This window comes from Mesorhizobium sp. B2-6-1 (assembly GCF_006440475.1).
Classification (GTDB): domain Bacteria; phylum Pseudomonadota; class Alphaproteobacteria; order Rhizobiales; family Rhizobiaceae; genus Mesorhizobium.
Window position 1 is genome coordinate 183864 of record NZ_VFUH01000008.1, and the last position, 18343, is coordinate 202206.

The following is an 18343-nucleotide window of genomic DNA, read 5'->3' on the forward strand; positions in this document are numbered from 1 at the left end:
AAAAAAATAAGCCGTGCTATATCGGGTGAATCGGCTGAAGGGGGAGACATGAGTGAGAATCAAAATGGAGAAACTGGGCCGAGAGCTAACAAGATCGTCACCCATGCTGATTTGGGGTGGTTTGAAGCCATCGTCCGCTCATTTTGCAACAAAGGTATCGACTTCTACCCACGCCTGGGGACCGAGAAGATTGAGAGCGTATCGTCGGGTGCGATCATCAAAGAGATGGTCGACGCGACAAAGCGTTGGAAAGACCTTGATCCTGCTGATGAGGATTTGGACAAAGCGATCGACCTCGCCCGCGCGTCACTGAACGAGGCGAAACAGCAGACCGAATATCAGGACCAAAAGGCGACTCGTTTGCTGACGGTTACAACATTTCTAACTGCACTGGCCGGAGCCTTCTTCACCACCTTCACCGGAGAGTACCCATTGCAAATGATTAGGGCCGTTCCAGTCGGGTGGGGTTTACTCCTGGCGGGTACCTATTTGAGCTTCTCTCTTTTCGTGTTGTCGGCGTTGACTGGTGCCCTCGTCACCTTCCACGCCACACGGACGACGTTCAAGTATCCGGCTGAGGCGACAGTCGATGGTCAAGCTGGACCAACTCGATCATACCTCTTTTTTCGAGAGATGATTGGTGTCTCGCCGACCGGTTGGGTTAATTCCTTTGTCACCAACGTAGAAAAAGATGGGAAGACCCATATCGCTCTGAGGCCAGAGCTAAAGGTTAAATACCTAGAAAATTATGTCGTCGAAGCGTATTTAGTTGCTACGAAAACTGCAGATAAGCTTAGATATTTACAACCTGCTCAACTTCTGCTCGCTTGCGCCCTACGTTTTCTTCTCATATTTGTGGTTCTCCTAGTGATTGCCAAAACAACCATCAACCCGACGAGGCCAGCGTCGGATTCTTGTGGAATTGAACTTAGCCTGTCGTTAGGGCCATTGGTCAACAATTTGGTCTCAGGGACCGCAGCCCCAAGCCCTTGTAGAGGACCGTAACTCATGAGTCGCAATCCTGACCTAGTTGCGGTGTTCGTCGATGCCGACAACACGTTGTGGGACACGGATGCAGTGTTCGCCGGCGCACAGGTTGCCCTTCTTGGCGCGGTCGAATCCAGGATTGGCACCACGACACCGCAAGCAGATCGCCTTCGGTTCGTGCGTGCAATCGATCAGGCCCTGGCAGAGCGCCATCATGCTGGTTTGCGCTATCCCCCACGGTTGCTTGTTCGTGCCACCGAACTGGCACTCAGGGGTGCGAAGCCTAACGAGGCGGCCCGGGCTGCATGGGGTGGCGGCAAGGACTACCTCTTGTCGGAGGGAGATCTCCCCGCAATCGAGGAGAGCTTTTTTGGCGATCTGGCAAAGGTGCCAAGAATTCGCCAGGGTGTCGCACAGGGACTTCGTAAGCTCAAAGAATCGGGCTGTCTGCTTCTGATTGTGACCGAAGGAGCAAAGGCTAAGGTAGAGCGAAATGCCAACCTTCTTGAACTCACCAATTTTTTTGATCGGATTATAGAAGGCCGAAAGACACCGGACCTCTATAGGCGGATGCTTTCCTTGACTGGCGCGCCTGAGCGAGCCTTCATGGTTGGCGACCAACTCGACCGTGATATCGGCCCGGCGAAAGCAGTTGGGTTTGAAACAATCTATTTCCCAGGAGGATTTCAGCCACGCTGGACACCCGATCAAGCTTCGGTGCAGCCAGATCATGTAATTTCCAGCTTTGACCAAGTGCCTGCGATCGTCTTTGGCCCGGTAGCCGGCAAGGTCGAAGCGCGAGTCCGACATACCTAGCGCCAGCGCAACTCGGCTAAATAAAATAGTCCCAAGCGCAAGCCCCGCGTTCGCGAAGCGACAGCAAAGTGACAGGACGAACCGACGCCGAGGCCAAATGCTTTCGAAGCCGCCTTCCAGGATAAAGGCTCCCATTCTTGGTGATCCTGGTTTGTACGTTGTCCCGGAGCGACCTTTTTTGGCTGCTATGAACAGCAGGTCTCCAGATTTCAAGCCGGCATAAGGCCGAGTCGACGGTCTCGCGCGCGCAGCAATGCCAGGAATGGAAGGGCGGCCAATACCATCCAGGCCTTACCTACGACTTGTCCTGCCAAGAATTCAACAGAACCGAACGCCAGGCCGAGAAACACGATGCTGTCGATGACAAGCCCCACCATGCTGCTTGCGACAGCGGCGCGGATGAATCCCCGGCGCTGCAGCGGAGTGTAGACTGCTAAGTCAGCAATTTCCGACAACAGAAAAGCGATAGTGGAAGCGACGACCAGTGCTGGCGGTGCAAAACTCGCTGACAACAAGGCACCAATCACAATCGCGGCGGCGGCCCATCTTAGTCCAAGTCGACGCTGAACAAGGTCGCGCAGCACCAAGGCGAGACCGACCGCCAACACACCGCTAGGAGCCTCAATTCCGGGCGCCACGGGAATCAAACATGGACCATTCGGTATGCAGGTCGTCCCAACATTCCCGATTAGCCAGTTGGCCAGCGGGATACACCCAGCAAAGCACGAAGCGAACACAACTCCTTCCGTCATACGGAGGCGGTCGACGTCAGCCATTGGAAACTTTCTCCGTCAACGGTGGCGTTGCATCTCGTTCAACAAACTGTCGATATCCTTGCGCGCGCAACTCGCAAGCCGGGCATGTACCGCAGCCGTATCCCCAGTCGCGCTGATCAACACGATTGCCATTGTAGCAGGTCTGCGTTTCGTCGCGGATCAAGTCCACGAGCACAGCTCCACCGAGACTTTGTGCTAGGCGCCAGGTTTCAGCTTTGTCGATCCACATCAAAGGGGTGTGAATGACGAAGCGTTGGTCCATCCCTAAGTTCAGGGCGATTTGCATCGCCTTCATCGTGTCATCCCGGCAATCAGGGTACCCCGAATAGTCGGTCTCGCAGACGCCAGTGACTAAGTGTTGCGCGCCACGGCGATAAGCGAAGGCTGCTGCAAAAATCATGAACAGCAGATTGCGACCTGGCACGAAAGTATTGGGAAGGCCATTGGCAAGCATGGCGATTTCGACGTCACGAGTTAGCGCCGTATCGCTGATTTGGCCGAAAACGCTGAGATCAAGTACACGATCCTCCCCCAGTTTGCGTTCCCATCGGGGAAATTGGTTGCGTATGGCGCCCAACACTTGCGGACGAACCTCAAGTTCGACCCGATGGCGCTGGCCATAGTCGAACCCAATCGTCTCGACGTGCGCAAACCGCTCAAGCGCCCAGGCAAGACACGTGGTCGAATCCTGCCCACCGGAAAACAGAACAATGGCCTTCGACTCTTCCATCTGGGATTCCTGTTCAGCCTTCATATTCAGCCCAGCAATCTGGCGTCTCGTAGACGACAACGGCAGACGTCTGCGGAACCGCAGGCTTGATGCGGTTCCAGATCCATATCGCAATGTTTTCGGCAGTGGGGTTTTCCAAGCCTTCGACATCGTTGAGACAATAATGGTCGAGCTGAAGGAGCAGTGGATTAAAGGCAGCCTCCACGTCGAAGAAATCGACGACAAAGCCGGTGATAGCGTCAACGGGGCCCTCGAGGCGGAGTTCGATTCGATAGGAATGGCCATGCAGGCGGTGACAGCGGTGCGTCAACGGCACATGGGGCAACCTATGGGCGGCTTCGAAGGTGAATGCCTGAGTTATTTTCATCTGATTCCAAGTTGCTTGTGAGTTTGCAGGCTGAGTTGCCAACGGGGGTTCGCTAGGCAATAGGCGACCGCGTCCTGGGTATTCGATACGCGATCAGGCCCATCCATTGGCTGGAGCAGAAAATGATCGAAGGCCAGCGCTTCAAAGCGCTGCGGTTCTGCGCCCACCTGCGGAAATACCAACTTGAGTTCGTTTCCGGTTTTAATCGCGATTTCAGCGCCTGACTTTGGACTGACGCAAACCCAGTCGATCCCTGGGGGTGGCGTGAGCGTACCGTTGGTTTCGACGGCGATCTCGAATTCCTTGTCGTGCAGGGCATCGATGAGAGGCGGGTCGATTTGGAGGAGCGGTTCGCCGCCTGTCAATACGACGAACCTGCGTTGAGACAGTGACGGAGACCATTTTGCCTCGATGGCGCTTGCTAGGTCGTCGCATGTTACAAAGCGACCACCACCGTCGCCATCCGTGCCCACAAAATCGGTGTCGCAGAACTGGCACACGGCCTTGAGGCGATCCGCCTCCCTGCCGGACCAAAGGTTACATCCCGCGAAACGGCAAAAAACGGCCGCGCGTCCGGCCTGACGGCCTTCACCTTGGAGAGTGTAGAATATTTCCTTAACTGCGTAGCTCATCGTTAGCCAACTGCCCTATCGAGGAGTGGAGTCGGCGCCGCTTTGCGCCTCCGGCGCTGATCTGCCTTCACGACGCCGACAAGATAGTGTTTCAGGAGCGAGATATCGCGATTGACGTTCTGAAGCGCGTTCCAGCCTCGAACCTCCCCGCCCAACTCCCATTTACCTTCGGTCCAAGCGGTTTTGCCCCTGAGACACTGGAGGCCATCTTGAAAGTCGTTGACGGTGCGAGCGCTCCCGCGCTGCGCCAACACTTCCATGACATCCCCCATCGCCTGAATGCCAGCACCATGTAACAGGCGCGACGAACTGGGGTTGTGGCCATGCCAGGCCTCGGGAAACGCTCGCTTCACTCCGTCGAAGAAGTTCGAGATAAGTCGGACGCAACTCGTTTCACCGTCATGCGATTTTATCAGCTCGCGCATCACACCGTTTGCAAGCGATTCCATGATTATTTTCTGGATAACCGTATCAGCGATGATACCGCCCGGGGATGTGTGTTGCTTAATGTAGCCTTTCAGCGCGGTATTCTCGAAATTGAGGCGCGCGGTCAGGTTCGCCGCCATGGACCGCCGGCTAAGGCGCGGCGGCAAGTCGTCGACCGTCGGTAGCAGTTCGTAGATGAGCGACTTGGGTAGCGGTCGAGTGTTGTTGATGAGCACGAACTGGCGCCGTAGTTCTGCATCATCACGGCAGATCAGTGCCGAAACAAAGACCTGGAAGTCGCGATCAATCTGGGTAAGCGCCGAAAGGCGTTGTTGACCATCGACAATGAGCCCGGGCGTGCCCCCGCTGATGTCGATTGTGAGCGTAGCGGCCCCGTTGCCAAGATCATCAATTGCGACGCGATCGGTGAACGCGACTACAATAGGGTTGGGGAGCACAGCATTTGGCTTTTCGAGATAGTCGCGAATTTCTCGAATGTGGGCTGCAACCTGCGGTCGCTGGAACCCGCTGAGTTCGCCCTGTGCATCGCGGCCAATGCGCTCAATCGACGCAAAGCGCAAGACGTCAGCAGCTTTCGCCGCGAAGGTGAGTACCTGATGCTCAGGACTCTGCTGGGCACAGACAGCGAGATATTTCATCGGTTCGATTGACAGCACGCTTCAAATCCAATCGTTCAATATGATTTTTGTAGACAGCGAGATTGTGAATCCCGCGGCGTTTGTTGCGATTGCTGCCGCGGAAGATGATTACCTCTACCGACGTGGCCGCGCATATCGAGCAAGGACATTGCTGCCATGGCCGTTCCGACAGGGTTTCCCGATAGCGCTTCGCGAGTTGCAAAAGCGCTGGACTGTTTTTGCAGTCTTCGTACGGCTTCTCTTCAAATAGCGGCGCACTGTAGGCGAGAACATTATGCAGCGTCTCTTCAAGATCGGCTTCGCCGCGATCGAAGGCGCGAAGCGATCCAAGCGCCGCCCCCTCCATGCGGACCAAATCCTCGGCGCGGAACATTCCCCTTTTTACGCTACGCTGGAGCCTAGGATTTTCGATCGCCTGCGGCACTCGGATCGACGTGAAGTACCGCAGCGCGAGCCCGTCGCCCGGAAGATAATAATTCTTCTTGGCATCCTTGAACGCTCGTATCAGCGGCGATGTCGTATCAAAGCTGGCGATGTCGTAACCGTGGAAGCTGTCGATATCGTCAGCCTTAGCGAAACCTAGAATATGAAGCTTGGTTGAGGCTGGCACCGCGGCGCGAATAGCGTCTAGGCAAATCTTGATCTCCGGCGACTTGAGCGGAACCATGCCGCCGATTGCCAGATACTCGTACCCCATGGTGACGAGCCTCCGCGCGGCTTCGGCCATACTGCCCGGTGACCATCCCTGAACGACCCCCAGCGGCGTGAAACTCGCACCCATCTGCGCGGCTTCACGCTGAAAGTGATCGGCGTTCTCAAGCGTTATGTCGAATCGTTGCTTAGCATCGGTAGCCCCACCTTCCATCCCGACGCCGGCGGGATCGAAGTCAAATATGACATGGTCGACGGAACAGCCGTGAGTGAAGCCGCACTCGTCATAAAACTCGGCCATTTCTGCCGGGGTGTATGGCGGACGCTCTTCGTTGACATAGGTGAAGGCGCCGCAGTCGCCGAAGATGTCCAAATGCGTGAACTCTGGCTTGTCGAGGCGGAGAAATTTGCGGACACCAACCAAGCCAAAGCGCCGCGCCTGGCTCGCCGTGTATTTGCCCTTCACACGGTGGTCTCCAACAATACCGCGCGACACCAGCACTCCATCATAAGGCGCATAGCCCAAGATCTCGTGCGGATAAGCATCGTCCCAATAGGGTTGCCGCTCCGCCGGACTGCGATCGGCTATGAAGTCGAATGCGGGATCTACATAGTCCAGGCTGTCAGCAAAGATGAATTTCATGCGACGCCTCGCGCGAGGTCACGCTCGAGGTGCATCAGATGATCGCTAAGCTTGCTGATGTGCTGCGACGTTGACTGGATATCGTTCCAGTCAATACCGAGGCCCTTCCAAGAACCGCTCGTCCACGCGCAATGAGGCGCGAGGCGCTTGAGTGTGGCGCGAACCGCCGCCACGCGATCGGACGCAGCATCGGCCCGAAGCATGATAGGGTCCATCAGCGCGCCCATCGCTCTTATACCTGCGCTGTGCATAAGACGGCTCTCAACCGGGGGCCTACCCCAAGCGTCGGGGAACGTATCGCGGACCGCTGACCAATAGAGCAACAGGGCCTCATACATTGCCTCTGTGTCGTTGCCACGTCCATTGTGCTTAAATTGGCCGAGCGCCCCCGCTGGCGTTTTGAGGCTCATGCGCATCGTTTCGATGAGCGAATTGTCGGTGACGATGCCGACCTTGTCCTTGCCGTCAGATTCGCGGCGGATCAGTCCGTAGAATGGCGAACTTGGATCTGTGTTGAGCGCCTCGCAAAGCGCACTTGGCAACTGACGCGCAGCAAGGTCACGCGGTAGAAGAACGCTGACCTCCGGAAGCAACTCATTTATCAAACGCGTAGGAAGCGGTTTCGCCTTGTTTACCAGAATGAATTGCTCTCGCTGTGTGGCAAGCTGTGCTGACACAAAACCGATTACCGGGACAGCAATCGACCGATCCCTTGCCTCCGCAAGTGCTAGTGAGCGTTGCTGACCGTCAACGATCCACGCTGCTCGTCGTCCCTCCGGGTAAATCGGGATCGTTAGCGTACCTGCGTCCCCAACCTCGCAGATATTTCCTGGTGCTCGCCCGCGCGCCGATGCAAATTCCACCTCGGGCGCCATTGCGAGGATGATGGCATTTGGGAAAAGCACCGGACCGCTGTCCAGAAAAGCGGTGATCTGCTTCACATGTTCACGGATCACGCCGCGCTGAAATCCCTTGAGTTCTTGCTCCTCGCGACGGATACGACTGATATCGGCGATGCGCGTGATGTCAGAGCCTTGAAGAAAGAATGCGAAAACCCCGGTTCCACCTTGTTCAGCACGAACAGCTCGAATTTTTAGATGCTCCACTGCAGTCATGAACGTTCCGCCCTGACTTCGCGCACCAGCCCCGCCAATCTGCCCTGTTCGCAGGCGATATTTAGTTCGTCTCGGAACAGCCGCAGAAGGCGGGCGGTGCTACCGTTTGCCATAATCCAATGTTCATTGATCAGACGCCGCATCGCGTCATCGTCACATCGTTCCCGCTCAACCCTTGCCGGATATCGCCAATCCCGTAGCATGGCAGTGACGTGCAGGGAGTCCGTTGCCGCGTCATTGCTACCGAAAGCAATGTGTACATACTCAACGAAGTGCCGAAGGGCCCGCGAGGCAAAGTCACTGCGCGTGCCTCGCATCGTGCTATCAGGTCCGTCGAGCCGATCATCGTACGGCATCACGAAACTCCGCAACTCGGGCGCTATCCGCTCGACTTGGGTGCGAGTAAAAATTCGAAGGCGGTGCCGATCTATTGCCGCTAACTCGACCAGATCCAGACTGATCATATCAAGGTAAGCGTCAGAAAGTGCTGCGCACACCAGACCATCGGATTGCGAAATGATGGGCCGGAGAAGCTCTGAAAATGGCGAGGACCGGCTGAGTTCTTTCCACCATACCGAACGGACAAAACTCCCTGTGACGCGCGCAGCGATGCTGTCATCAGCGTCGAGCAAAACCGTACACGCATAAGACGGAACCTCGGCCGAGGCGGCGATCAAGCCCAGACCAGCCGAGACCACGTACAGCCGCGCGTCTATCGCCTGTGCTGCGGCAGTAGCCTCCCTGAACGCCCTACCCCCATAAAGTTGTGAGGCCGGGAATCTGGGCTTGGCCAGCGCCAGGCGATCACACCATCGTCCTGCGAGTTCGACCAGATTTGCTTGCAGAAGAGAGGACGCACGGAGACTATCTGTGACCGGTTTGCGTTTGCGGTTCGTACAAGTCGTGATCACCAGCGCCACAAAATCCCGTCCAAGGTGAGCGGTCTAACGCATTTATGCATAGGCGATCGAAAGCACATTGACCACATTAAATCGCACTTTTTCCACTCCGATTGACGCGATAAATGCTGTTAGCATGTTCGCGCGCGCAGCACATGGGTATGGATCGGCGGGCATGCCCGATCTGAAACAAATTACCGCCCAAATCCGCCCCGCAGCTCCGCGACCAGCTAAGCTGAAGGCCGCCCACAAATTATATCGTCAAGCCGGCCGCCCCCCCCGTTAACGGTGAGCGAGGGTGCCAGGGGCAAGGTGTGCAGCGATCAAAGGCGTGGCGGGTCGACTCTAGCCCCCGAGCGGGCTGCGGTTGGCCTGATGCGCAGCCTTTGCTCTTGGTTCTGTTTTGGGCTGTCCTACCTACAGCTATCGAACCTCTTCGGCAGTTGTCTTCGCGCTGTAGCGCCCGCGGTTCGGATCCATGCATTGTGCGGAAGTACTTCGCCGCATCACCGTCACCTTTTGCGCTCCTTGAGATCTGGTGAGGCGCGATCAGCCCCGCATCGTTGAGCGCAGGATGGCCTGCATGTGTTCTTCCAGATCAAGCTCGCCACGAGCCTCAACGGCGAGCAGATATTTCGCCTTGGCTCGGCGGTCATCCCGGCTGATCGCCGGATAGGAGCAGACGGCCAGCAGTGCCTCTTGCTCGACCTTGTCGGCCCGGTCGCGGTCGTCCCTGTTGCTCCCCGCTCGATGAACAACGCGGTGGAACGCCGCATAGGCCGCCTCATGAGCCGCGATCAGTGCCTGCAGCTTCGGCGAGGTCCTTACGTCAGCGGACACGGGATCGACAGCAGCCGCCGCGCCGGTCAGCGCGAGAAGAGTACGGCGGGTGATCGCGGGCATGGATTATGTCCTATTAGCTGCCGACCATGCCGGACTGTAGCACCGCCCCGAGAGTGCGCAGAGAGGCTGACACGCTGTCTGCTGACAATGCGGTCCAGTTGGCCACTCGAACCGAAATGGTCTGGTCATGTGGGCGCTTAAACGCCCGAGCCATCAAGTAAGGCGTTCTGAAGATGATGAGTTCGGGGAGATTGGTCCAACGCTTGCCGGTGAGGCGGCTGCCCCGTTCGCACCCGTTGATTAGCTCACCTCCCGCAAGTACCGCTCCAACTCGGTCGCCAGGATTAACGTGCGCCCACCTGCCTTGCTCCGGCGCAATTTCCCCTCTTTAAACAATCCATACAATTTTGCCCTCGAAAGACCCGTAGTCTCGCTCGCCTCACGCAGCGTGTAAGCAAGTCTTTTGTTCAGGCGAACGTTGTCAGCCTCGGGAGGATTTACCCTCTTCTGCTGCAGTAATTCCAGAATGTGGGCCACGTCATCTTCGATGCGCCTCAATCGACGATCAAAATCGTCCACCAGCGCAGCTACTTCCTTGAAAGCGTCGTTCATCAGGTCAGCCTCGGCCCCCACCGAGATGTCGATAACATATTCAAGTGCCGACCCGCCAATAGGGTGGTCCGAGGTTGGAGGCGGACGCGGCTGTTTCGGCCTTGCGCGCCGGGGGGGCGGGCCACCTCCGCATGGCTACCAGCGGGAGCCGAGTGGGGTCCGCGATCCAGACGAAGCACCTTCTGCCACTTCATCTTGGGGCTCAACAGCGACTGGCTCGCGCTGATTGGACCTCAAGCGAGCATCACGATTGACGATGTCCGTCACCTGCACGGCCGTCCACGTTCCGCCCCGTGCCGTGGCGATGCCGCGAGCATTCAGCGCTGCAGCGGTCTGGCGCAGCGAGGCTCCTGTCGCGCGGATATCGCGGATGATCGGAATAACATTCTCGGCAAAGGCGTCCGCTTGCTGCATACGAACGGCGAGTGATTTCTTCTGCGCCATAGGAAGGTTCGGGCCACCTAGCTTCACTCCACGCGCCTTTGCCGCTGACAGGGCCTCCTTAGTGCGCTGGCTGATCAACTCGCGCTCCTGCTGGGCGACCGCCGCATAGATGTTCAACATGAAGCTGTCGACCTTGGGACCAAGCTCTGCAACGATGAACGGCACCCGCTTAGCCATCAGGCCACTGATGAAATGGACGTTGCGGCTGAGCCTGTCCAATTTGGCGACAATCACCGGGGCATCGGCTTTGCGAGCGGTAGCAAGCGCCGCCTTGAGCTGCGGTCGCCTGTCGAGGGCGTCGGAGCCCTTGCCGGTTTCGACCTCGACGAACTCGCCGACCACCTCGAACCCCTCGGCCTCGACGAAGCGGGCGATTGACTGGCGCTGGGCATCAAGGCCGAGGCCGCTCTTGCCCTGACGGTCGGTTGAGACGCGAAGATAAATGATTGCCGGCTTCATCGGCGACTTCCTTGTTGGTGTAAGGAATGTATACGCTCGTCTGTAAAACTTACAGTGCGATTTTTGCGGCCGCGATGACACGGGCTCTTGTAAACACGGCTTTGCAAGATGCATTTGTGCAAGGCTTCGATATGTCGGACGCTTTGCCCCGACACTTAGGAATCCTGCACTAAGGCGAGTGACATACGCACTCGTCTTGGTGCAGACGGCTTCACGGTTACGCGGCGTTGGAAGGGCCAAACACGGCGCGGTCATAATCGACCATGGGCGTGTAGCTCTGGATGATTTCGCCCAGCACCTTCACGGTTGCAGATTTGCCTTTAGGGGTCTTTTCGACCACCCCACCAATGCCGGCGCGAATCCGAAAGCCGATTTCGCGGTTGATCGGGCCCTTTTCAGGATTGCCATTCTTAAAGATGTCGTCTCGGACGTAGGTTCGATACCTCTCGATCCATTTAGGGTCATTCATGCAGGCGTGAATGGCATCGAGCGTGATAGACCGAGAAAAACCGCCGTCCCGGCAAATTTTCTGGGCGGCAAGCACGGTTTCGTCGACCAGCCACCAGAACAGCTTGAAGCGATCAGCTTCCTCTTGGGGCATGTGTCCAGCGTCGATGAGGTAGTTGATGGTTGCGCGCTGGATGATTTCGGTCGGTTCCATCCGCTCAGCCTGGGCGGCCGCCAACAACGCAGCATTTGCGGAGGCAGTAAACGGGACAGTGTACTTAAAGGGGGCGGCAGGTGCGTCGGTCCGTGTAGGCATGTCCATCTCCTTATTAGGAATATGAACGGATGTACATCCTACATTCATCAGCGTCAATGCCGAAGCTCATTTTATTTCAACAGGGCCGATCCTAAGTCGGTCGGCTTGTTTCGCGTCTCTGGCCTAGCCCTAGACGATCCCAGTCTCTTTCGCGGGCTCCGCTTTCTCTGGCGCGCGGCGGAAGGCTTAGTGCCGCCGAGTTGCGGAACCAGCGTTGGGCTTGAACCGCTGCTCCCACTCCTCCAGTGACATACGCGTGTCGTCGGTCGGCGAACGCGCCGGCTTGCGTAGAACAGTATCAACCTCTGCCTTGTCGATGATCAGCCCAAGCAGCTTCGCTTTGCCCATAACAGCAGTCACGCCAGCGGCAGGGTTCTTCGTTGCCAGCGCGAGCTTCAACATCAGGTTAAGTTCAGCAACCAGATCGTCGACCGTGATTTCTGACCGCCTTGCGGCGTCGGCTCGCAACTCAGCGATGCGCGTGGCCACCTTAGGCAACCTGACCATCTTGGAAGCCTCCACTTCAGCGGCATTGCCGCGCGCCGTGTAGCCGGCCTCGATATAGGCTCGCGATTGAGGGAGGCCCTCGGCGAGGCCAAGACAGAAACGCTCCTGCCGCATGTTCAATCTGGCGTTTGACATAGCGGTATCATAATACCGAATATGCCAAGCTTACACCACAGATTTGTCGACGCCCTTTAATGGAGCGGCTCGATCTTTTCGAGATCAGCAGCGTTGACGATCTCACCGTCGCCTTTGACGAAGAACGTGCTGCGGGCAAAGGCTTTCCGTCGATTCAAATCGGATTTGCGATCGGGCAGAGGTTCATACGACCGGAGGTCATAGTAGCCTTCGACCACAAACGGTAGATCGTAGGTTTGCTCTCCCGACAATGGGTAACAGCCTTGTGGGCCGCCAATGGCGACGGCACTGATGGGAAACAGGTCGCCGGAAGCTGGAAGCTCTATCTTCTCGATGCTGTGCCTGTCGTCCGGGTGTACGTCCGTCAAATATTTAATGAGGGCGGCAGCTTCATCGGTCGTGAACAATTCGTTAATCCACGCTCTCGCATACGGATCGCCCGAGAGGTGGTAATCGCCGATAGCGTCCGTATACGGAACCGGTGGTCGCTGACGGCACCCAACAACCCATCGCATTGAGACATCCTTGCAGCCATGGAATTCTGCAATGGTCGTCCTGACTTTGAAAAGCTCTTTTGCGATTGGCATCTTCAATCCTTGTTCAACGATACAGAGGAACACACCCCCTCGTGCTAGCCTGTTCTCTTTTCATCTGCTCGGCGAAACGACTCCGCGTTCACCAAATGGTACAAGGCCATCGCAGTGCATCTCCAGTCTTCGCCATAGCGCCAGTTCAGCAACTGGCCGACTAAGTCTGCGCATAGCTCGTCCAATTCTTCTTTGCCGAGCACTTGTATTGTGGCGCGATATTTCTCAATTGCGCGGAGCAATGGCTCAATCTCTTGCGGCAGGTTTGGCAGAACATCTGGCGTCCTGCCATGCGCTGACTCGCTCCATACTGGCGGCTTGGCTCGTACTTGGCGCATAAACCTCCGCATTTCAGAAATCCTGTGATCTAACGTCATTGCTACCTCCGTGTTTGCCCGGATCCGCCGGGCGCCGGTTGGGTTCACCTGCGCGACCGCTTCGTAAGGCGGTTGTAAAGGGCCGGATCATTGATTGGCGGCAGGACCGGCTTTCGGCCGGGCAGCGCAACCGGTGGCGCACCTTCCTCGGGTCCACGTGAGGCGGGTGGCTGCGATAAAGATTGGTGCATCGTCTCTGAAGGCGGAGCCGGCGAGCCGCCATCCAGGCGGCTGGGCGAGCCCGGCGACGCCGGCTCAACGCCTTCGGTCTTCTGGTCGAAGGAGTAGCTGGGCACCGGGATTTCATTGGGGAAAGCGTCCAAAGCGGTGTCGCGCCTCACCTGGACGGCTTCAACGACATTTTTATCTGCAATGTGGCTAGGCGCGCGAGCCGGCCTAGCCGCCTGAGGGGCGGCCGGCCGCGCGCCTTTGGTTCTTAAATTGGTTTTGTTAGGCAGGTTCTGAACAGTTGCGGTGCCGCTTGGCTCACAGTCGCTGTGAAACGGAGGGCTAACAGTCAGACGATTTGAACTGTTAGCCGCGTCTTGCACACTTGGACGCCGCGATCTTGCATCGAGTTCGGCGTCAAGTGCCTTGAAGCGCTCCCACCGCGGGCGATAATTCGGACGTTTTCCTTGCCCTCTGTTCAAGTTGTCGAACAGACGGTTTGGATCGCTTGGATCGGTTAGGAATGCGATTGCGGACCGAACAGTCGGAAGCGAATGCTCTGTCACGTACGCTAGGCGCCGCATGCCGGGAAAGCACGGACCGTTTGCCCCGTGCATATGGTCGATTAACTGGGCCGCAACACGGCGTCGGCTCTCCGTCATACGGATGTTTGCCAAGACCTTGTTTGCCAGATGCTTGCCAGTCAGCTTGCGGTCTTGTTTCTTGCAGCTACCCCCTCGCCCATCGGATTTGTCGACATTGCTCACGGCCGCCCCCGCAGGGGATTCGCCCGTCGGATAACGCGGATCGCGTCGGCGGCGCTCAGACCAAAAGTCTTGCGAAGATACGGAACAAGAGGGCGCGGTGGTTCATTGGTTGCCGCCAACCACCGCACAGCGCGTTCAAACTGATCATCCGACTGGCCAGCCGGTTTTACCTCTCCTCTCTGCGACCTGATGTGCCTCTCATTGGTCACTGGGAGCTCCGCGAGCAGAGTGACTCGTCGACGCGCGGATTGACACGTGGCCCGCCATGGTGACCAAGCGGGAAGAAGTGCCAGGCGGAGTCGTCCTTTGCGGTGTTTCTCGTGTTTGGTATCCAACGCAGTCGGCGCGTCGGCTGCACAAGCGCGCAGCGATAAACAAAAGCTGACGAGCGCCGGTTAAATAGCCATGGAGTGTCGCGGAGGATCCAGACTGGAAGCCCAAGCGTCAGCAAATGCTCCAGAAGCGGTTGGAACAGCGCCCAAGACCACGGCAAGTTGCCGATGATCATGTCTATGCCTTCGACGTCGGCCGTGGTGAGCGAAAGGGCATCCCGACGGGCGATATTCGGTCCTGTTGGGTCGATATCGATTGCCAGTTGGCAGATATGACCGCTCTCGGCCAAGCCGCGGATTAGCGCGCCATTACCGGCAGTTGGCTCGAGGTAGCGAACGCCATCCGGCAGATGCATCAGCAGCGGCGGAAGCGCCATCGCCGGCGTGCAGTAGCGGTCTTTTGCGACCTGGGGGAAATTCGAGCGGCGACCCATGGGGCGTAGTCCTCCCGTTGATCAGCTCTGCAGCACGACCGTTGGGCAGTCTGTTTGAGGTGTCGGTGTCAAGGTACAGGCGATTGTCTAGGTGCGGGCTCCGGAGATGATCGGAAGCCGTTCGCCGTCAGGTCTGCGCCCCTTTATCCTGGGCTGATGTCTCGCGCCGCGGCAGCTTTCTCGAGACAGGCGATGAGCTCCAAGCGGCGCCAGCGATTTGTGTTTGGGCCGACCTTCAGCGGTTTAGAATAGCGGCCCGCGCTTATGCCACGCCACAGGGTCGAGCGGTGAATAGGCGAGTTCTTGCCGCCGATGATGCGGCAAGCGCTTGCCTCATCAACTAGATCATCGATCTCGCCTAGCGGATCAGGCTGCTGCATCAGTTATCTCCCGCGTTCATGTTGCCGCGAGAACGATCACCTAGTTGCAACCGGCTGTCACCGTGGACTTTTCGGCCGTTTCAGAGAGCCGCCGAGTCCACCCTGCCGCCGCAATTTGGGCGGTGCTATCCCTTTTCGAGAATTTCGGGCCGACTCCGCCTTGCTATGAAATCCAACAGTGTGGCTTTGCCCGGCCGGTCATCACCGATCGCAATTGCCAAACAAGCGTCAACAAAACGCAATAGCGGATTCTCGGGATCAGGATCTCTCCGAGGCAGCCCTAATCGAGCGTCCGTGTGGTCATGCCAAACCTGGCAGAGACCATGGATCAATTCCTGAACAATGAGCGGCATTCTGGATCCTGGCGCTGGTGGCTTGGCCCAGTGGTCTTTCGAGCGGAAATCGCCGTAGGCGTGCAAATCCGAAAGTTGCGAATGTATTTTTTTGTACCGCTCCCAAAGGCCGGTTGTCATCCAGTCCCCGCCGTATAGCGCGAAGTGTTCATCTCTCTCCGGCGCTGGGAAAACGTCACCGCCGACCCAGGCAGGTTGTTCCCCTTCCGCCTTCAGCCATCGATATGCACTTGCCTCATCGTGGAATGGCGCAGGAAGGCCGTCAGCAAACTTCCAGCCTTCGGCTATGATTGGCGCCAGCGCCGCACACAGCCCATCCAATATCCTTTCGAGCCGGCTGCATTCTTCGTTGACAGCCGAACGCCAGTTCTCCTGGTATTGATTGATGGCGTCTTCGACCAAGCCGGATATGGTTTCCTCTTGTTCTGTGGTGAGCGCTGCAGCTTGCCGGGCATGACGCAAGAAGGTTTGGGCTTCGACAGTTGACAGCTTCCTTCGGGTCAAGCTGCGACCCCTGCTTTAAGCTGCGCCACGTCGCCGCCATCGATCACTGCAGCAAGCCGATCTGCCCAAAGCTCAAGCGCTTGTCGCTTTTCACGCATGTAGTCATAGCGGGCGTAGACCCGTGAAGTGACCGTGCCTTTGGTGATCGATACGTGGTTAAGAACGTGCGCGACAATAAACGGCGAGATGCCAATCTCTTCCATGCCTGTTGCAGCCGACCGGCGAAGATCGTGCGGCGTCCACGGCTCGATTCCCATGATAGTTGCCACGCCGCCCTTGATGATCTCCTCACGCTTAATCGCCTTGGGGACAGACGCCCCGGTAACGGCGGCGCGGCCGCCAGGGGCCGAGAACACGAATTTCGAGACCGCCCTGCCCTTCCGCTTTGCCAGCGCCTCACCGTCGGCGATTTGGCCGGTGATGATCTCGATCGCCATTTTGGATAATGGCACTTGATGCTCGCGCTTGTTCTTTGATCTGGCCGCTGGGATGGTCCAGACGCCGCGCGTAAGATCAAGTTCACCGAGGGCCATGCCGGCAATTTCCCCGACGCGCTGAGCGGTAACCAAGCACATCCGGATGATTCGCCGCGTCGATTCCCGCATGTCGGCTCCCGGCAGCGCGTACCAAAACGTCCTGATCTCGTCGGCGGTGAGAACCCGGTCGCGTTCGGTCGTCGCGGTCGGCTTGGGCATACCTTCCGTTAGATTATGGTCGAGATCGCCGCGACCACGCGCCCAACGGACCATTGCCCGCAGATCCTCATAGACACGATTGGCCTCGGTGCCCGCGCCACGATCTTTGATCGCATCGATTGCCTTGGTCAGGTCGCGCCGGTGAAGGTCCGCTAGCTTGATCTCCCCAACGCAACCGGAGGAACGGCCCTCAATCCTGCTGCCCTCGGCGTCATAGCCGGAGACGTTCTTGCGCAGCCGCCGAGCGATCTCGTCGCCGCTGCGCTTGGTCGAGGCGTGGCGCTTAACATAGTTTTCGACTAGATCAGCAACGGTCTGTGATGCCTTATGCGCCTTTTTCTCCGCGACCGGGTCGCCACCGTCGCCAACCTTTGCCCGAGTGTCTTTCGCCCGCTGGCGAGCGCCCTTATCGCTGCCGAGCGGTATGTCCGGATAGGCGCCAAGTTTCAACCATTGCCGCTTTGACGGCGGCCCGTAGACCACATACCAGGTCTTTTGCCCGCCCGAGGATGCGCGAAGCACAAGGCCCTTCACGACAGTGTCGAAATAGTCGGTTTTCCTACCGGATTTGGGCTTGGCCGCCTGAACGAATTTGTCTGTAAGTTCGACCTTCGGCATGGCGATCTCCCCGTTCCCTGTAGATCACCGCCGATCGACGGTCACTGGGCCATTTTTCGGCGCTTCCGGAGAAACCGGCTTTTCCGCGATCCAATTGATCTACAGGGTGATCTACACAAAACTATGCGCTTTGTCGATACACATTGCGACAGGCCGCGGCGTAGAAAGATAGAAAAGTAAATGAAATTCAAATGGTTACGCGTTGCCGACTGTCGCTTGCCGACGCATACAATCGCTGTGGAAAACCTCTGTTAACCGGTTGGTCGCTGGTTCGAATCCGGCCCGGGGAGCCACTTAATCCAGAAATGTCTTTAAACCCAAGCACTGCAAGGGTTTCCGCCTCCCAGAGGTACACTGCGGGGTACACTGGGCTATGACGATCGGCGTGAACCACATTCAGAAGCGCGGCAAGGCCGGATGGGGCTACAGGCGCAAAACCCCTGAAGAACTTTGGACCATTTTGGGCACGCGAGAACACCTCGTGCCCGCTTGGCGCCACTGACCAGGAGGCCCTCAAGAAATACCCTGGGGTTCATGCAGGGGCCGAGAAGTTTTTTGTCCGACGCGGTCAAGCGCGCCAACTGCCCCGACAGCGTGGGATCAGTTCCGCGACGAAATAGCCGCTGCTGGCAAAATGGGATTTGGCGAGGTCATCGAAGCGGCG

The 18343-nt window shown here is 57.6% G+C and carries 21 protein-coding genes; 2 read left to right on the forward strand and 19 right to left on the reverse strand.

Annotated features, from left to right (window positions below; translation table 11 throughout):
• Window positions 1–48: 48 nt before the first annotated feature.
• Both FJ443_RS18170 and FJ443_RS18175 read left to right on the forward strand, forming a co-directional pair.
• Window positions 49–1005 (forward strand): hypothetical protein, encoded by a 957-nt coding sequence (locus tag FJ443_RS18170; RefSeq protein WP_140665175.1) that lies wholly within the window; start codon window positions 49–51, stop codon window positions 1003–1005.
• Window positions 1006–1008: 3 nt separating this feature from the next.
• Complete coding sequence (locus tag FJ443_RS18175; protein WP_140665178.1) at window positions 1009–1803, forward strand: HAD family hydrolase; 795 nt, start codon at window positions 1009–1011, stop codon at window positions 1801–1803.
• Window positions 1804–2012: 209 nt separating this feature from the next.
• On the opposite strand, the gene FJ443_RS18180 is transcribed toward FJ443_RS18175, so the two are convergent.
• From FJ443_RS18180 to FJ443_RS18275, 19 genes are all read right to left on the reverse strand, one after another.
• Window positions 2013–2579 carry a VUT family protein gene (locus tag FJ443_RS18180; RefSeq protein ID WP_140665181.1) on the reverse strand — a complete coding sequence of 189 codons (567 nt, stop codon included), beginning with the start codon at window positions 2577–2579 and terminating at the stop codon, window positions 2013–2015.
• On the reverse strand, window positions 2572–3309 hold the full coding sequence (queC, locus tag FJ443_RS18185) for a 7-cyano-7-deazaguanine synthase QueC (RefSeq protein WP_140665184.1): 738 nt from the start codon (window positions 3307–3309) through the stop codon (window positions 2572–2574). Before queC ends, FJ443_RS18180 begins: the two co-directional genes overlap by 8 nt.
• A 13-nt stretch (window positions 3310–3322) precedes the next feature.
• Entirely contained in the window at window positions 3323–3676 is a 354-nt protein-coding gene (gene queD, locus FJ443_RS18190; protein WP_140564067.1) for a 6-carboxytetrahydropterin synthase QueD, read from the reverse strand.
• A complete protein-coding gene (queE, locus tag FJ443_RS18195) occupies window positions 3673–4308 on the reverse strand; it encodes a 7-carboxy-7-deazaguanine synthase (RefSeq protein WP_140665186.1) in 636 nt (211 codons plus the stop codon). The genes queD and queE overlap by 4 nt, the downstream gene beginning before the upstream one ends.
• A 2-nt stretch (window positions 4309–4310) precedes the next feature.
• A complete protein-coding gene (dbpB, locus tag FJ443_RS18200; RefSeq protein ID WP_224618979.1) occupies window positions 4311–5411 on the reverse strand; it encodes a DGQHR domain-containing protein DpdB in 1101 nt (366 codons plus the stop codon).
• Window positions 5356–6687, reverse strand: coding sequence for a tRNA-guanine transglycosylase DpdA (gene dpdA, locus FJ443_RS18205; protein ID WP_140665189.1), 1332 nt, complete (start codon window positions 6685–6687; stop codon window positions 5356–5358). Before dpdA ends, dbpB (FJ443_RS18200) begins: the two co-directional genes overlap by 56 nt.
• Window positions 6684–7802, reverse strand: a complete 1119-nt coding sequence (gene dbpB / locus FJ443_RS18210) for a DGQHR domain-containing protein DpdB (RefSeq protein ID WP_140665191.1) — start codon at window positions 7800–7802, stop codon at window positions 6684–6686. The genes dpdA and dbpB (FJ443_RS18210) overlap by 4 nt, the downstream gene beginning before the upstream one ends.
• Window positions 7799–8722 (reverse strand): hypothetical protein, encoded by a 924-nt coding sequence (locus FJ443_RS18215; protein WP_140665194.1) that lies wholly within the window; start codon window positions 8720–8722, stop codon window positions 7799–7801. The genes dbpB (FJ443_RS18210) and FJ443_RS18215 overlap by 4 nt, the downstream gene beginning before the upstream one ends.
• A gap of 528 nt (window positions 8723–9250) precedes the next feature.
• A complete protein-coding gene (locus tag FJ443_RS18220) occupies window positions 9251–9604 on the reverse strand; it encodes a hypothetical protein (protein ID WP_140665197.1) in 354 nt (117 codons plus the stop codon).
• A gap of 240 nt (window positions 9605–9844) precedes the next feature.
• Window positions 9845–10156 carry a helix-turn-helix domain-containing protein gene (locus tag FJ443_RS18225; protein ID WP_140665199.1) on the reverse strand — a complete coding sequence of 104 codons (312 nt, stop codon included), beginning with the start codon at window positions 10154–10156 and terminating at the stop codon, window positions 9845–9847.
• Between the two features lie 135 nt (window positions 10157–10291).
• A complete protein-coding gene (locus FJ443_RS18230) occupies window positions 10292–11059 on the reverse strand; it encodes a recombinase family protein (RefSeq protein WP_140665202.1) in 768 nt (255 codons plus the stop codon).
• 217 nt (window positions 11060–11276) lie between these two features.
• Entirely contained in the window at window positions 11277–11822 is a 546-nt protein-coding gene (locus FJ443_RS18235) for a hypothetical protein (RefSeq protein WP_140665204.1), read from the reverse strand.
• 186 nt (window positions 11823–12008) lie between these two features.
• On the reverse strand, window positions 12009–12464 hold the full coding sequence (locus FJ443_RS18240; protein ID WP_140665208.1) for a terminase small subunit: 456 nt from the start codon (window positions 12462–12464) through the stop codon (window positions 12009–12011).
• 56 nt (window positions 12465–12520) lie between these two features.
• Entirely contained in the window at window positions 12521–13051 is a 531-nt protein-coding gene (locus tag FJ443_RS18245) for a hypothetical protein (protein ID WP_140665212.1), read from the reverse strand.
• Between the two features lie 44 nt (window positions 13052–13095).
• Window positions 13096–13428, reverse strand: a complete 333-nt coding sequence (locus tag FJ443_RS18250) for a hypothetical protein (RefSeq protein ID WP_140665215.1) — start codon at window positions 13426–13428, stop codon at window positions 13096–13098.
• A gap of 1140 nt (window positions 13429–14568) precedes the next feature.
• Window positions 14569–15129: a hypothetical protein gene (locus FJ443_RS18260; protein ID WP_140665218.1), complete on the reverse strand. Its 561-nt coding sequence runs from the start codon at window positions 15127–15129 to the stop codon at window positions 14569–14571.
• A gap of 143 nt (window positions 15130–15272) precedes the next feature.
• Window positions 15273–15509, reverse strand: coding sequence for a hypothetical protein (locus tag FJ443_RS18265; protein WP_140665220.1), 237 nt, complete (start codon window positions 15507–15509; stop codon window positions 15273–15275).
• A 125-nt stretch (window positions 15510–15634) separates the two neighbouring features.
• Window positions 15635–16366, reverse strand: coding sequence for a hypothetical protein (locus tag FJ443_RS18270; RefSeq protein ID WP_140665223.1), 732 nt, complete (start codon window positions 16364–16366; stop codon window positions 15635–15637).
• Window positions 16363–17679 carry a site-specific integrase gene (locus FJ443_RS18275; RefSeq protein ID WP_140665226.1) on the reverse strand — a complete coding sequence of 439 codons (1317 nt, stop codon included), beginning with the start codon at window positions 17677–17679 and terminating at the stop codon, window positions 16363–16365. The genes FJ443_RS18270 and FJ443_RS18275 overlap by 4 nt, the downstream gene beginning before the upstream one ends.
• Window positions 17680–18343 lie beyond the last annotated feature (664 nt).

Excerpts from the sequence above, each read along its gene's own strand:
- FJ443_RS18170 (WP_140665175.1), top strand. The coding sequence starts at position 49 with ATGAGTGAGAATCAAAATGGAGAAACTGGGCCGAGAGCTAACAAGATC.
- FJ443_RS18175 (WP_140665178.1), top strand. The coding sequence starts at position 1,009 with ATGAGTCGCAATCCTGACCTAGTTGCGGTGTTCGTCGATGCCGACAAC.
- FJ443_RS18180 (WP_140665181.1), bottom strand. The coding sequence starts at position 2,579 with ATGGCTGACGTCGACCGCCTCCGTATGACGGAAGGAGTTGTGTTCGCT.
- queC (WP_140665184.1), bottom strand. The coding sequence starts at position 3,309 with ATGGAAGAGTCGAAGGCCATTGTTCTGTTTTCCGGTGGGCAGGATTCG.
- queD (WP_140564067.1), bottom strand. The coding sequence starts at position 3,676 with ATGAAAATAACTCAGGCATTCACCTTCGAAGCCGCCCATAGGTTGCCC.
- queE (WP_140665186.1), bottom strand. The coding sequence starts at position 4,308 with ATGAGCTACGCAGTTAAGGAAATATTCTACACTCTCCAAGGTGAAGGC.
- dpdA (WP_140665189.1), bottom strand. The coding sequence starts at position 6,687 with ATGAAATTCATCTTTGCTGACAGCCTGGACTATGTAGATCCCGCATTC.
- dbpB (WP_140665191.1), bottom strand. The coding sequence starts at position 7,802 with ATGACTGCAGTGGAGCATCTAAAAATTCGAGCTGTTCGTGCTGAACAA.
- FJ443_RS18220 (WP_140665197.1), bottom strand. The coding sequence starts at position 9,604 with ATGCCCGCGATCACCCGCCGTACTCTTCTCGCGCTGACCGGCGCGGCG.
- FJ443_RS18225 (WP_140665199.1), bottom strand. The coding sequence starts at position 10,156 with ATGAACGACGCTTTCAAGGAAGTAGCTGCGCTGGTGGACGATTTTGAT.
- FJ443_RS18230 (WP_140665202.1), bottom strand. The coding sequence starts at position 11,059 with ATGAAGCCGGCAATCATTTATCTTCGCGTCTCAACCGACCGTCAGGGC.
- FJ443_RS18235 (WP_140665204.1), bottom strand. The coding sequence starts at position 11,822 with ATGCCTACACGGACCGACGCACCTGCCGCCCCCTTTAAGTACACTGTC.
- FJ443_RS18240 (WP_140665208.1), bottom strand. The coding sequence starts at position 12,464 with ATGTCAAACGCCAGATTGAACATGCGGCAGGAGCGTTTCTGTCTTGGC.
- FJ443_RS18245 (WP_140665212.1), bottom strand. The coding sequence starts at position 13,051 with ATGCCAATCGCAAAAGAGCTTTTCAAAGTCAGGACGACCATTGCAGAA.
- FJ443_RS18250 (WP_140665215.1), bottom strand. The coding sequence starts at position 13,428 with ATGACGTTAGATCACAGGATTTCTGAAATGCGGAGGTTTATGCGCCAA.
- FJ443_RS18260 (WP_140665218.1), bottom strand. The coding sequence starts at position 15,129 with ATGGGTCGCCGCTCGAATTTCCCCCAGGTCGCAAAAGACCGCTACTGC.
- FJ443_RS18265 (WP_140665220.1), bottom strand. The coding sequence starts at position 15,509 with ATGCAGCAGCCTGATCCGCTAGGCGAGATCGATGATCTAGTTGATGAG.
- FJ443_RS18275 (WP_140665226.1), bottom strand. The coding sequence starts at position 17,679 with ATGCCGAAGGTCGAACTTACAGACAAATTCGTTCAGGCGGCCAAGCCC.